Here is a 13,505-nt window from a genome sequence, read left to right as displayed (position 1 = left end):
AGATGGCCTGCTGCGCGAAAAGCGCGCGCAACTGCTGCTTTTTTCGGATGCCGGTCGGGTCGACGATAGCGTCAACCGATTCGATAAAAGGAGCACAACCATGAAACTGCTCGGCATGATCAAGCTGGTCCTGTGGAGTTTCTTCGGCGTACGCAACAGCAAGGCGCACGCCGCCGATCTCGCGAACGTCAACTACACGTTGCTGCCGTTCGTGGCGATCGTGCTCGCGGTGCTGGTTGGTGCGGTCATCTACGGCGTGGTGCATCTGGTCGTCGATCCGACCGCGACGATGCAGGGGTTCTGACCGACCGCCGAATCGCGAGCGGGCGAACGTTCCCGCTCCGGTTTCCGGCCGCGTGACCGTGCCGGCCATCGAAGTGGCCGAGCACGACGCCGGTCACGCGCACATCGATACCGTCGCCGCGCCGCATGAATCGCGCGGTGTCCGTTCCCGCCTCCCACGCCCCCGATTTGCCCGATTCCAGGGCGGTCGGCCCCGCCCGGGGTAAAATGCGCGCCGCGCCGCGATGTCGCGCGCGACGGGCATGCCGCCGTTCCAGCGAACGGCGCGCGCAAGTACGTCGCACCCGTAACGGGGCGTTCGAAGCATCCCCCCGCATGACAAGCCGCGCGATGCAGCCGGCCGCCCGACACGCCCCCGACGAACCGGTCGGCGGCTGCGTCGGTACGCGGCGCGTCACCGTCATCCGATGTCCCATCCTGCGCTTTCCCGATCGATCGGCACGCATGCTGCCCGATCCTCCGATTCGTCTGATGAATATCGTATCGACGTTCGCGCCCGGCGTCCGCGGGGCCGCCGCGGGTTCTTGCGCGAGGTCGCGCTTCGCGGCTGCATAACGCGTTTCGAGTGTTTCGACAGGGTCGAGTGGCGAGTTTTCCATCCAGAACAATGACGGTGAATAGAACAACAGCGGCTCCCGCACGGCGGCGGCGCACGAAGGTCGGGCTTGGCGTCGGTCTCGGCATCACGCTTTTCGCGGCGCAGGCCGCCGCGGCACAGGGCGACGCGCCGGCATCCGACGCCGGTGCGGCCGGGGCCGCGACACTGCCGACGATCACGGTCAGCGGCGAGCGCGGCGGCTCGTTTCGCGTGCGCGAGGCGTCGGTCGCGGGGCTCGACGACGCGCCGCTGCGCGACACGCCGGCCTCCGTCAACGTCGTCACGCGGGCGATGATCGACGACCAGCAGGCGAAGCGCCTGAGCGACGTGGTGCGCAACGATGCGTCGGTCGTCAACGATTATGCGCCGGTCGGCTACTTCGAAGGCTTCGCGATCCGCGGCTTTCCGGTCGATCTCGCGAGCGCGATCCGGATCGACGGGCTGACGGTGTCCGGTGAGCAGAACGTGCCGCTCGAGAACAAGGAGCGTGTCGAGATCCTGAAGGGACTGGCCGGCATCGACAGCGGCGTGGTTGCGCCGGGCGGCGTGATCAACTTCGTGACGAAGCGCTCGGCGAACGTCGCGAGCGTGACGACCGGCGTCGACAGCCGCGGCTCGACGTCGGCGGCCGTCGATCTCGGCCGCCGCTTCGGCCCCGACAATCAGTTCGGCTTCCGGATCAATGCCGCGAAGGAGAACATGCATTCGTACATCGACGGCACCAACGGGCGACGCACGTTCGGCTCGATCGCCGCCGACTGGGACATCAGCCCGCGCGCGAGCCTGCAGCTGAACGCGGAATTCCAGCAGTGGATCCAGCGCTCCGCGCCCGGCTACCAACTGCTCGGCGGCACCGTCGTGCCGTCCGTCAACACCACGTCGAAGGCGCTCGGCACGCAGCCGTGGGCGAAGCCGCTGACGACCGACGCGCTGAACCTGAACGCGCGCTTCGACTACCAGTTCAACGACGACTGGAAGGCCTACATCGCCGCGGGCCGCAGCCGCACGATGATCGACGACAACAGCGCGTTCGCGTACGGCTGCTCGTATGCGCCGAGTTGCGCGGCCGGCACGACGTCGCCGTTCTTCTTCGGCGCGAACGGCGACTACGACGTGTACGATTTCCGCAGCCCCGGCGAATACCGCCGCAACGACGACCTGCGCGCGGTGACGACGGGCAGGTTCGCGACGGGCCCGCTGCGCCACGAGCTGACGCTCGGCGTGAGCGTGCAGCGCCGCGTCGTGCACATGGCGAATGCCGTGTACGACTACGTGGGCAGCGAAAACATCTACGGGCCCGACATCGCGTTCGCGCCGTCGCCGAACACGGCCGGGCCGTCGTATCCGCAGCTCGACTCGTGGCAGTACGGCGTGTTCGGGCTCGACCGCATCAGCATCGGCGAGCACTGGCAGGTGCTCGCGGGCGGCAAGGAAGTGCTGTTGCGCCAGCGCAGCTGGAGCAGCCTCGACGGCGACGCGACGCACACCGACCGCTCGGTGTTCCTGCCGCAGGTCGCGCTCGTCTACAAGCCGGTGAACGTGCTGTCGCTGTACGCGTCGTACAGCAAGGCGCTGTCGCTCGGCGACCAGGCGCCGGTGCGCGCGACCAACGCGTATGCGTTCCTGCCGCCGGTCGAATCGCATCAGTTCGAACTCGGCGCGAAATACGACTGGCTCGACCGGCTGAGCCTCACGGCCGCCGTGTTCTCGATCAGCAAGCCGTTCCAGTTCGCCGATCCCGATGCGTCGGGCACGAGCTATACGTTCGTGCAGCGCGGCACGCAGCGCCACCAGGGGATCGAACTCGGCGCGGCCGGGCGCGTGACCGAGCGGCTCGGACTGACGGCCAGCGTCGCGGCGATTCGCGCACGCGCGTACGATTCGGGTTCGCCGGCCTACGAAGAGCATCAGATCATCAACGTGCCGGCGCTGCGCGCATCGCTGTATGCGGACTACGCGGTGCCGGGCGTCGCCGGTCTGAACGTGCTCGGCGGCGTCGAGTACAGCGCCGCGCGCAACGCGAACGAGGAAGGCACCGCGCGCGTGCCGTCGTGGTTCGTGTTCAATCTCGGCGCGCGCTATACGACGAAGATCGCGGGCCATCGCACGGTGCTGCGCGTGTCGGTGGACAACCTGTTCAACAAGTTCTACTGGCGCGACGCGGGCGAGCAGCAGGGCGACGCGTACCTGTTCCCGGGCGCGCCGCGCACCGCCCGCGTATCGTTGACCTATGATTTCTGATCGTCCGGATCCGGCCGCGTGATGCGCGACCCCGACAGCCAACCTGGAGAGCACAGACGATGTCCCCACTCGAAATCGCCGGCGTGATCGTCAGCGCGCTCGCGATCTGGCTGACCGCGAAACGGCGCATGCTGTGCTGGCCGGTCGGGCTCGCGTCGGTCGCGCTGTACGGCTGGATCTTCTTCGACGCGAAGCTGTATTCCGACATGCTGCTGCAGGGCGCGTTCGCGGTGCTGCAGGTGTACGGCTGGCGCCGCTGGATCGCGCAGCGTACGCTGGAGGCGAGCGGCGGTGCGGCGCCGGCCGGCGATGTCGCGCCCGTCACCGGCGTGCGGCCGCGGCAGATGCTGCCCGACCTGATCGCGGCCGTCGTCGGCAGCGCACTGCTCGGCGGGATGATGGCGCGCTGGACCGACGCGGCGCTGCCGTTCGTCGACGCGTCGCTAACGGCGTTCAGCCTCGTCGCGCAATACTGGACCGCGCGGCGCTACATCGCGTCGTGGGGGTTGTGGATCGTCGTGAACGTCGTGTACGTCGGGATGTTCGTGCTCAAGGAACTGTATCTGACGGCCGGACTCTATGCGCTGTTCATCGCGCTCGCCGTCATCGGCTGGCGCGACTGGAGCCGGACGGCCGACGCGCTGCGCGCGACGGCGAGCCCGGCGGGCTGATTCACGGGCCGATTCAACTATGGAGCTGCGTCGTTCATGACATTCCCTCTCGAGCCGAACGCGCCTGCGTCGCGTGACGCCGCCGACGCGTGGGACGTCGCACCGCCGCAATTCGGCGTCGACGGCGAGCAGGCCGAACGCGACTGGCCGCTGATGACGCACGACGAAGTCGCGGGCGTGCTGGCGCGGATCGACGGCGTCGGCGTGCCGGCGCGGCTCACGTGGCACAGCCCGCGGCCGTTCTCGGCGGCCGTGCTGGTGCACACGACAGACGAGCGCACGCTGTTCGTCAAGCGTCATCACGTGAGCCTGCGTGATGTCGCCGGACTCGAGGAAGAGCATCGCTTCATCGCGCATCTGCGTGCACGCGATGTTCCGGTCGCCGATGTGCTCGCCGGTCGCGACGGCGGGACCGCGATCGCATCCGGCGACTGGACCTATGAAGTGCACGTGGTCGCGCCCGGCGTCGACGCGTATCGCGGCGTGATGTCGTGGCAGCCGTTCACGGATCCTTCGCATGCCTACGCGGCCGGCCGCGCGCTGGCCGAACTGCATCGCGCATCGGCCGGATACGATGCGCCGGCGCGGCCCGTGCGCACGCTGTTGTCGAGTTTTCGCGTACTGTCGTCCACCGATCTGGCGGGGGCGCTCGAACGCTGGGTCGATGCGCAGCCGCTGCTGGTGCGTGCGCTCGGCACGCGCGACTGGCGTGGCGATGTAGCGGATACGATCGGCCCGTATCACGCGCACCTCGTGCCGCTGCTGCCTGCGCTGCCGCCGCTGTGGACGCACGGCGACTGGCATGCGTCGAACCTGCTGTGGACCAACGCCGGCCCCGGCGCACAGGTGCGCACCGTGCTCGACTTCGGCCTGTCCGATCGCACGTGTGCGGTGATGGACGTCGCGCTGGCGATCGAGCGCAATACGATCGACTGGATGGCGCCGGCCGATGCGCGCCGCATCGAATACGCGCACATCGATGCGCTGCTCGACGGCTACGAATCGCTCGAACCGTTGAGCGACGACGCGTATGCGGCGCTGGTCGCGATGCTGCCGATCGTGCATACGGAGTTCGCGCTGTCGGAAGTCGCGTATTTCGGTTGCATCATCGAGGCCCCGGCGATCGTCGACGTCGCGTACGACGGCTACTTGCTGGGGCACGCACGCTGGTTCGGCGAACGCGACGGACGACAACTGCTCGACTGGCTGGTGCAACGCCGGCGCGCGAAGCGGGGCAGCGTGTAAAGCTGCGTGCCGGACGTCGTCGAGCCGGCAAAGCCATTTTCCTTCCGTGCGGCGATCGCACCGCACATTCACTGAAATCATCCGATCCACGAAGCGGACTCTGCTCGCTCAGGACGCCGCACGTCCGCACGCCGTCGCATCCAACATGACGGAAATGTCATCTTCGGCTCATGTTCGCACTGCACCCGATCCGTAGCATCGGTGCGAACCGTTATCGCAGAACCGAACATGCTCAAGCTCACCCTCGCCGTGGCCGTCGTCTTCGCGACGGCCGCGACGGCCCATGCGCAATCACTGCAGGTCGCGGCCCCGGCCTTGGCCTCGACGGCTTCCGCTGTTGCACCGCCGTCCGACGCCGCTTTTTCCCCATCGCTAACGCTGTCCGACGCGCTCGCGGCAGCGGCCCGCAACAACCCGGCGTTGCGCGGCGCGCGCGCGGACGTCGACGCATCGGCCGGCGCGCTGATGCAGGCCGGCGCGCGTCCCAATCCGGAAGTGTCGTTCCTGCAGGAAGGCTTCAGCCGTGCGGAGCGCACGTCGACTGCGCTGATCAACCAGACCATCGAACTTGGGGGCAAGCGCCGCGCGCGGCTCGATGTCGCGTCATACGGCCGCGAGGCCGCGAATGCGTCGCTCGACGAGCAGGGCGCCGCCGTGCGCGCCGATGTGATCGCGGCGTTCTACGGATTGCTTGCCGTGCAGCGGCAACTTCAGGTTACCGAAGAGTCGGCCGCGATCGCCGCGCGCTCGGCTGACCTCGCGGGCCGCCGCGCGCAGGCCGGCAAGGTGTCGCCGGTCGAGGCGACCAAGGCGCAGGTGGCGGCGGCCGGCGTCCAGATCGAGGTGGCGACCGCGCGCGGCCGTGTCGACGTCGCGCGCGAGAAGCTGAATGCGGTGATGGGTGAAGCGCGCGGCGACCGCCGCGTCGCGCTCGGCGATCTCGAAACGGTGCCTGCGGTCGAGCCGTTGTCCGCGCTGACCGCGCAGCTCGACGACGCGCCGCTCGCCCGCGTCGCGCGCGCGCAGATGCTGCGCTCGAACGCGGCCGTGTCGCTCGAACGCGCGCGGCGCATTCCCGACGTGACGGTCAGCGCGGGCATGAAGCGGGTGACGACGGGCGGCGTGCCCGACAACCAGGCGGTGGTCGGCGTGTCGATTCCGATTCCGCTGTTCGACACGAACCGGGGCGCGCTGCTCGAAGCGACGCACAAGGCCGGGCGCGCGAATGCCGATCTCGACCGCGAGCGCACGCGGCTGCGGCTCGAACTCACGCAGGCGTACGCGAATTTCGACGCGGCCGCGCAGGAAGCGCGGCGGCTGAAGAGCGACATCCTGCCCGGCGCGCGGCTCGCGCTCGATGCGATGTCGCGCGGCTACGAGCTCGGCAAGTTCAGCTTCCTCGACGTGCTCGACGCGCAGCGCACGCTGTTCCAGGGGCAATCGCAATACGTGCGGGCGCTCGCCGACGCGCATGCGGCCCGCGCCGACATCGGCCGGCTCGTCGGCACGCCGCTCGCGGCCGTCGCGCAATAGCCGCGCTTCTTACCTGAAGGATCATCATGTCACGCAGCAGAATCTTCATCATTGCGGCGGCCGTGCTCGGCGGCGTCGGGATCGTGCTCGGCGCGCTCGCCGTCACGCGAGGCGGCGCGTCCGTGCCCGCGGGAACCGAAGCCGCGCAGGCGGCCGACGGCGTCGGCACCGGCTCGCACGGCGGCGTCGTGCTCACGCGCGGCACATTGTCCGTCGAGATCGTGATGACGGAAAAGCCCGGCGACGCGCGGCTCGTCGTCTATCCGTTCGTCGACGGCAAGCCTGCGACCAAGGGCGTTGCCGTGTCCGGCACGCTGGTGCGGTACGACCGCTCGCACGAACCGATGCGATTCGACGCGGCGGGCCAGAAGTTCGTGTCGGCGCAATCGATCGCGAAGCCGCACGTATTCGACGCGACGATCGACGTCAAGGCGGGCAACGAGGCCGCGTCGTTTCCGTTCGCCCGTGCGGACGGCGCGATCGCGCTCACCGATGAGCAGTTGAAGACGTCGAAGATCGTGCTCGCGAAGGCCGGCCCCGCGCAGATCGCCACGCCGTTCCAGCTGCCGGGCGAGATCAAATTCAACGAGGATCGCACCGCGCACGTCGTGCCGCGCGTGGCCGGCATCGTCGAACAGGTGTCGGTGTCGCTCGGACAGAACATCGCGAAGGGGCAGGTGCTGGCCGTGATCGCGAGCACCGATCTCGCGGACCGTCGCAGCGAACTGCTGACCGCCGAACGCCGGTTGTCGGGCGCGCGCGCGACCTATGAACGCGAACGCACGCTGTGGCAGGAGCGCATCTCTGCGGAACAGGACTACCAGCAGGCGCAGGTTCAGTTGCGCGAGGCCGAGATCGCCGTGCAGAATGCGCGGCAGAAACTGGCCGCGCTGAACGCGCCGGCCGGCGCGGGCGCGCTGAACCGCTACGAGTTGCGCGCGCCGTTCGCGGGCACGATCGTCGAGAAGCATGCGACGCCCGGCGAAGCGATCGCCGCAGACGCGAGCATGTTCGTGATCTCCGACCTGTCGACGGTGTGGGCCGAGATGGCCGTGCCCGCACAGCGGCTGAACGACGTGCGCGTCGGCCGCGACGCGACGGTCAGCGCGACCGCGTTCGAATCGCGCTCGAGCGGCCCGATCGCTTACGTCGGCTCGCTGCTCGGCGAACAGACGCGCACCGCGCCCGCGCGCGTCGTGCTGCCGAATCCGGACGGCGTGTGGCGGCCGGGGATGTTCGTGAACGTGTCGGTCGACGCGGGCAAGCAGGCCGTGCCGCTCGCCGTCACGAGCGACGCGCTGCAGGACGTCGACGGCGTGCCGTCGGTATTCGTGCGCTCGCCGAAGGGCTTCGTCGCACAGGCCGTCGAGACGGGGCGGCGCGACGACCGTGCGACCGAAGTGCTGAAGGGGCTCAAGCCGGGCCAGGAATATGTGGCCGCGAACAGCTTCGTGCTGAAGGCCGAGCTCGGCAAGGGGAGCGCGGAACATGAATGAGCGTCACGTATCGAAGGCCCACGCAGTGGACGTTCCCCGCTTCGAGGAATCCCGCCATGTTTGAGCGCCTGATCCGCTTTGCGATCGCGCACCGCTGGCTCGTGATGCTGGCGATCGCGGCAGTGGCCGCGCTGGGTGTGTTCAGCTACCAGAAGCTGCCGATCGACGCGGTGCCCGACATCACGAACGTGCAGGTCCAGATCAACACGGCCGCGCCCGGTTACTCGCCGCTGGAGGCCGAGCAGCGCATCACGTATCCGGTCGAGACCGTGATGGCCGGCCTGCCAGGCCTGGAGCAGACGCGTTCGATTTCGCGCTACGGTCTGTCGCAGGTCACTGTGATCTTCAAGGACGGGACCGACATCTACTTTGCGCGGCAGCTCGTCAACGAGCGCATCCAGGAAGCGAAGGACAAGCTGCCCGCCGGCATCGCGCCCGCGATGGGGCCGACGTCGACCGGCCTCGGCGAGATCTACCTGTGGACCGTCGAGGCCGACGCGGCTGCGCGCAAGCCCGACGGCACGCGCTACACGGCGGCCGACCTGCGCGAGCTGCAGGACTGGGTCGTCCGGCCGCAACTGCGAAACGTGCGCGGCGTGACCGAGGTGAATTCGATCGGCGGCTACGTGAAGGAATACCGCGTCGCGCCGAACCCGGCGAAGCTGATGTCGTACGGGCTGACGCTCGCCGACGTCGTGCGCGCGCTCGAACGCAACAACGACAACGTCGGCGCGGGCTACATCGAGAAGCGCGGCGAGCAGTACCTGGTGCGCGTGCCGGGCCAGGCGCGCACCGTCGACGACATCGCGAACATCGTGCTGACCAACGTCGGCGGCGTGCCGGTGCGGATGAAGGAGGTCGGCCAGGTCGACATCGGCCGCGAGTTGCGCACCGGCGCCGCGACGTCGAACGGCGAGGAGGTCGTGCTCGGCACGGTGTTCATGCTGATGGGCGAGAACAGCCGCTCGGTCGCGAAAGCCGTCGCCGCGAAGATGGCGGACGTGAACCGCACGCTGCCGGCCGGCGTGAAGGCGATTCCCGTCTACGACCGCACCGTGCTCGTCGAGAAGGCCGTCGCGACGGTGAAGAAAAACCTGCTCGAGGGCGCGATCCTCGTGATCGCGGTGCTGTTCCTGTTTCTCGGCAACATCCGCGCGGCGCTGATCACCGCGCTCGTGATCCCGCTGTCGATGCTGATGACGTTCACCGGGATGGTCAACGCGAAGGTCAGCGCGAACCTGATGAGCCTCGGCGCGCTCGACTTCGGGATCATCGTCGACGGCGCGGTCGTGATCGTCGAGAACTGCGTGCGACGGCTTGCGCATGCACAGGCCGTCGCAGGCCGGCCGCTGACGCGCGACGAGCGCTTCGCGGAAGTATTCGGCGCGTCGCAGGAGGCGCGCCGCGCGCTGATCTTCGGGCAACTGATCATCATGGTCGTGTACCTGCCGATCTTCGCGCTCACCGGCGTCGAAGGGAAGATGTTCCATCCGATGGCCGTCACCGTGGTGATGGCGCTCGCGGCGGCGATGGTGCTGACCGTCACGTTCATTCCGGCAGCGGTCGCGCTGTTCATCGGCGAGCGCGTCGAGGAAAAGGAAAACCGGCTGATGGGCTGGGCGCGGCGTGCATACGAACCCGTGCTCGCCGCGTTCATGTCGCGCCCCGCGCGCGTGATGCTCGGCGCTGGCGCGATCGTGCTGGTCACGCTCGGGCTCGCGACGCGGCTCGGCAGCGAGTTCATCCCGAGCCTGAACGAGGGCGATCTCGCGGTCGCCGCGCTGCGCATTCCCGGCACGAGCCTGTCGCAATCGGTCGAGATGCAGAAGGCGATCGAGAAGACGCTGAAGGCGCGCTTCCCGGAAATCGAGCGCGTGTTCGCGCGCACCGGCACGGCTGAGATCGCGGCCGATCCGATGCCACCGAACCTGTCGGACGGCTACATCATGCTGAAGTCGCCCGACAAGTGGCCCGATCCGAACAAGCCGCGCGATCAGCTCGTGCGCGAGATCGAGGCGGCGCTCGCGGAACTGCCGGGCAACGCGTACGAGTTCTCGCAGCCGATCCAGCTGCGCTTCAACGAGCTGATCTCGGGCGTGCGCAGCGACGTCGCGGTGAAGATCTTCGGCGACGACATGACCGTGCTGAACCAGACCGGCGAGCAGATCGCGGCCGCGTTGCAGAAGGTGCCGGGCGCATCCGAAGTGAAGGTCGAGCAGACCACCGGCCTGCCCGTGCTGACCGTCAACCTCGACCGCGACAAGCTCGCGCGGTACGGCGTGACGGTCGCCGACCTGCAGGATACGGTGGCCGCGGCCGTCGGCGGGCAGAAGGCGGGGACGCTGTTCCAGGGCGATCGCCGCTTCGACATTGTCGTGCGGCTGCCGGACGAACTGCGCTCCGACATCGAGGCGATCAAGCGTCTGCCGATCGCGCTGCCGGCGCCGGCCGCGGGTGCCAGCGCGCCGCTCGCGCAGGCGCCGTACGTGCCGCTCGCGGAACTCGCGACGATCGAGGTCGCGCCCGGCCCGAACCAGATCAGCCGCGAGGACGGCAAGCGGCGCGTCGTCGTCAGCGCGAACGTGCGCGGCCGCGACGTCGGCTCGTTCGTCGCCGATGCGCGCGAGCAATTGCAGCAGGATGTGCGCGTGCCGGCCGGCTACTGGGTGTCGTGGGGCGGCCAGTTCGAGCAGTTGCAGAGCGCGAGCGAGCGGCTGAAGCTCGTCGTGCCGCTCGCGCTGTTCATGGTGTTCGTGCTGCTGTTCGTGATGTTCAACAACGTGAAGGACGGGCTGCTGGTCTTCACCGGCATTCCGTTCGCGCTGAGCGGCGGCGTGGTGTCGCTGTGGTTGCGCGGGATTCCGCTGTCGATCACCGCGGCGGTCGGCTTCATCGCGCTGTCCGGCGTCGCGGTGCTCAACGGTCTCGTGATGATCTCGTTCATCCGCAACCTGCGCGACGACGGGATGCCGCTCGACGCGGCCGTGCGTGAAGGCGCGCTCACGCGGCTGCGGCCCGTGCTGATGACCGCGCTCGTCGCGTCGCTGGGCTTCCTGCCGATGGCATTCGCGACCGGCACCGGCGCCGAGGTGCAGCGCCCGCTCGCGACGGTCGTGATCGGCGGTATCCTGTCGTCCACGGCGCTGACGCTGCTGGTGCTGCCGGTGCTGTACCGCGTGAGCCACGCGGTGTCGTGGCGCGCGGTATTGCGCGGCGGGTTCGGCGCGGGCGTGCTGCGCCGGCTGGGTTTCTTCAAGGGTAATGCGTGATGCGAATTCTGATTGTCGAGGATGAACCGAAAACCGGCGCCTATCTGCGCAAGGGCCTGACCGAAGCCGGCTATGTCGTCGACTGGGTGGAGGACGGCATCACGGGCCAGCACCAGGCCGAGACCGAAGAGTACGATCTGCTCGTGCTCGACGTGATGCTGCCGGGGCAGGACGGCTGGACGTTGCTGCAGAACCTGCGTCGCAGCAAGTCGACGCCCGTGCTGTTCCTCACCGCGCGCGACGACGTCGGCGATCGCGTGAAGGGCCTCGAACTCGGCGCCGATGATTACCTGGCCAAGCCGTTCGACTTCGTCGAACTCACCGCGCGCATCAAGTCGATTTTGCGGCGCGGCCAGCCGCGCGATTCGAACACGCTGCGCGTGGCCGATCTCGAACTCGACCTGACGCGCCGCAAGGCCACGCGGCAGCGCGACACGATCCTGCTGACCGCGAAGGAATTCGCGTTGCTGTGGCTGCTGATGCGTCGCGAAGGCGAGATCCTGCCGCGCGCGACGATCGCGTCGCAGGTGTGGGACATGAACTTCAACAGCGATACGAACGTCGTGGATTCCGCGATCCGGCGACTGCGCTCGAAGATCGACGACGCCTACGAACCGAAGCTGATCCACACCGTGCGCGGGATGGGCTACGTGCTCGAAGTGCGCGACGGCGCGGCCAAATGATCGCGCGCCTGCTGCCGCGCACGCTGCGCGGACGCCTGACCGCGCTGATCATCCTGTCGACGTCGGTGATCCTCGCCTCGAGCGGCGTCGCGCTGTACGAGGCGTTGAGCAATCGCATCGAGACGACGGCGGCCGAGCAGATGGCCGGCATTTCGACCGCGCTGGGCACGCACCTGGCGGAAGCGCGTTCGACGGCCGACGTCGCGCGCAACCCCGATATCTGGATCGACCAGTTGCATGGGCATCCGAACATGGACCTGGCGATCTACGATGCGGCCGGCACGCGCATCGTCGGCACGCCGGGATTCCGGACCTACGCGCCGCTGCTGTCGACGGACGCGGGCCGTATTCCGGTATTCGTCGCGCCGCCCGGCGTACGGCACCAGTATCTGGTGATGACCGTGCCGCTCGCCGGCGCGGGCGCGCCCGTCGTGCGCGTCGCGGTGCAGTACGATCGCAGCGCCGACGTGCTGCTGCTGCGCACGCATGCCTATACGATCGTCGTGATCGAGGTGTTCGGCGTCGTGCTGGCGACCGCGATCGCATACGGCATCGCGGCGCTCGGGCTGAGCCCGCTGCGGCGCTTCGCGGCGCGGGCCGAGCAGATGTCGACGAGCCGCCTGGCCCATCCGCTGCCGGAACTCGAAACGTCAGGCGAACTGAAGGAACTGGAGCATGCGTTCAACGGGATGCTCGCGCGCCTGAACGAATCGTTTACGCGGTTGAGCCAGTTCTCGTCGAATCTCGCGCACGACATGCGCACGCCGCTCACGAACCTGCAGGCGGCCGCGCAGGTCGTGCTGTCGCAGCCGCGCGGCGCGGACGAATATCGCAGCGTGATCGAGTCGAGCATCGACGAGTATCAGCGGCTGTCGAGGATGATCGAGGACATGCTGTTCCTCGCGCGCTCGGAGCAGGCCGGCACGTCGATCGACGTGCGGCGGCTCGATGCGGCCGAGGAGGCTTCGCGAGTCGCCGGCTACTACGAGCCGCTCGCGGAGGACGCGGGTGTGTCGGTGAAGGTCGACGGCTACGCATGGGTCGACGCGGATCTCACGCTGTATCAGCGCGCGTTGAGCAACCTGCTGTCCAATGCGCTGGCGTATGCGCCGCGCGGCAGTGTCGTGACGATCGATTGTTCGGAACAGGCTGGCGCGACGACGATCGCCGTATCGGATACGGGGCCGGGCATCGATGCGCAGCACGTCGCGCGGATTTTCGAGCGCTTCTATCGCGTCGATCCGTCGCGGCACAATTCGGCGTCGGGGACGGGCCTCGGCCTCGCGATCGTCCGGTCGATCATGGACAACCATGGCGGCGAATGCGGCGTCGACAGCGTTCCCGGCCGGCGCACGACATTCTGGCTGCGCTTTCCGCAGCGGCCGCCGGGTGCGCCGAAGACGATGCCGGCGGCCCATGCTTGAGATCGCACGCCGGCACGGCCGCGCGTTCGCCGCGATACGGCG

9 protein-coding genes are annotated in these 13,505 nt (G+C 68.6%); all 9 read left to right on the top strand.

The annotated features are described in order from the left end of the window. The first annotated feature begins 100 nt into the window (after nt 1-100). The 9 genes from HWX25_RS01680 to HWX25_RS01640 all read left to right on the top strand — a co-directional run bounded on the left by HWX25_RS01680 (nt 101) and on the right by HWX25_RS01640 (nt 13,463). Complete coding sequence (locus HWX25_RS01680) at nt 101-304, top strand: DUF2970 domain-containing protein (protein WP_059531896.1); 204 nt, start codon at nt 101-103, stop codon at nt 302-304. A gap of 606 nt (nt 305-910) precedes the next feature. Beyond that, a complete protein-coding gene (locus tag HWX25_RS01675) occupies nt 911-3,142 on the top strand; it encodes a TonB-dependent siderophore receptor (RefSeq protein WP_175906689.1) in 2,232 nt (743 codons plus the stop codon). Between the two features lie 59 nt (nt 3,143-3,201). After that, complete coding sequence (gene pnuC / locus HWX25_RS01670; protein ID WP_175906688.1) at nt 3,202-3,813, top strand: nicotinamide riboside transporter PnuC; 612 nt, start codon at nt 3,202-3,204, stop codon at nt 3,811-3,813. Nucleotides 3,814-3,849: 36 nt separating this feature from the next. After that, the gene (locus HWX25_RS01665; RefSeq protein WP_175906686.1) at nt 3,850-5,058 is read left to right on the top strand and encodes a phosphotransferase; all 1,209 of its coding nucleotides are present in this window, start codon (nt 3,850-3,852) and stop codon (nt 5,056-5,058) included. Nucleotides 5,059-5,286: 228 nt separating this feature from the next. Beyond that, the gene (locus tag HWX25_RS01660) at nt 5,287-6,591 is read left to right on the top strand and encodes a TolC family protein (RefSeq protein ID WP_175906684.1); all 1,305 of its coding nucleotides are present in this window, start codon (nt 5,287-5,289) and stop codon (nt 6,589-6,591) included. 26 nt (nt 6,592-6,617) lie between these two features. After that, nucleotides 6,618-8,087 carry an efflux RND transporter periplasmic adaptor subunit gene (locus HWX25_RS01655; RefSeq protein WP_175906682.1) on the top strand — a complete coding sequence of 490 codons (1,470 nt, stop codon included), beginning with the start codon at nt 6,618-6,620 and terminating at the stop codon, nt 8,085-8,087. A 56-nt stretch (nt 8,088-8,143) separates the two neighbouring features. Next, nucleotides 8,144-11,356, top strand: coding sequence for a CusA/CzcA family heavy metal efflux RND transporter (locus HWX25_RS01650; RefSeq protein ID WP_175906680.1), 3,213 nt, complete (start codon nt 8,144-8,146; stop codon nt 11,354-11,356). Continuing rightward, entirely contained in the window at nt 11,356-12,039 is a 684-nt protein-coding gene (gene irlR, locus HWX25_RS01645) for a heavy metal response regulator transcription factor IrlR (protein WP_059466657.1), read from the top strand. Before HWX25_RS01650 ends, irlR begins: the two co-directional genes overlap by 1 nt. Next, on the top strand, nt 12,036-13,463 hold the full coding sequence (locus HWX25_RS01640; protein ID WP_175906679.1) for a heavy metal sensor histidine kinase: 1,428 nt from the start codon (nt 12,036-12,038) through the stop codon (nt 13,461-13,463). Before irlR ends, HWX25_RS01640 begins: the two co-directional genes overlap by 4 nt. Nucleotides 13,464-13,505: the final 42 nt, after the last annotated feature.

It is taken from the genome of Burkholderia sp. BCC1640, assembly GCF_902833125.1.
Classification (GTDB): domain Bacteria; phylum Pseudomonadota; class Gammaproteobacteria; order Burkholderiales; family Burkholderiaceae; genus Burkholderia; species Burkholderia diffusa.
Note: the sequence above shows the minus strand (reverse complement) of the source record. Positions and strands in the feature narration are given on the sequence as shown.

What these genes read in the sequence shown, in the direction of transcription:
- HWX25_RS01680 (WP_059531896.1), top strand. Translation starts at nt 101, where the DNA reads ATGAAACTGCTCGGCATGATCAAGCTGGTCCTGTGGAGTTTCTTCGGC.
- HWX25_RS01675 (WP_175906689.1), top strand. Translation starts at nt 911, where the DNA reads ATGACGGTGAATAGAACAACAGCGGCTCCCGCACGGCGGCGGCGCACG.
- pnuC (WP_175906688.1), top strand. Translation starts at nt 3,202, where the DNA reads ATGTCCCCACTCGAAATCGCCGGCGTGATCGTCAGCGCGCTCGCGATC.
- HWX25_RS01665 (WP_175906686.1), top strand. Translation starts at nt 3,850, where the DNA reads ATGACATTCCCTCTCGAGCCGAACGCGCCTGCGTCGCGTGACGCCGCC.
- HWX25_RS01660 (WP_175906684.1), top strand. Translation starts at nt 5,287, where the DNA reads ATGCTCAAGCTCACCCTCGCCGTGGCCGTCGTCTTCGCGACGGCCGCG.
- HWX25_RS01655 (WP_175906682.1), top strand. Translation starts at nt 6,618, where the DNA reads ATGTCACGCAGCAGAATCTTCATCATTGCGGCGGCCGTGCTCGGCGGC.
- HWX25_RS01650 (WP_175906680.1), top strand. Translation starts at nt 8,144, where the DNA reads ATGTTTGAGCGCCTGATCCGCTTTGCGATCGCGCACCGCTGGCTCGTG.
- irlR (WP_059466657.1), top strand. Translation starts at nt 11,356, where the DNA reads ATGCGAATTCTGATTGTCGAGGATGAACCGAAAACCGGCGCCTATCTG.
- HWX25_RS01640 (WP_175906679.1), top strand. Translation starts at nt 12,036, where the DNA reads ATGATCGCGCGCCTGCTGCCGCGCACGCTGCGCGGACGCCTGACCGCG.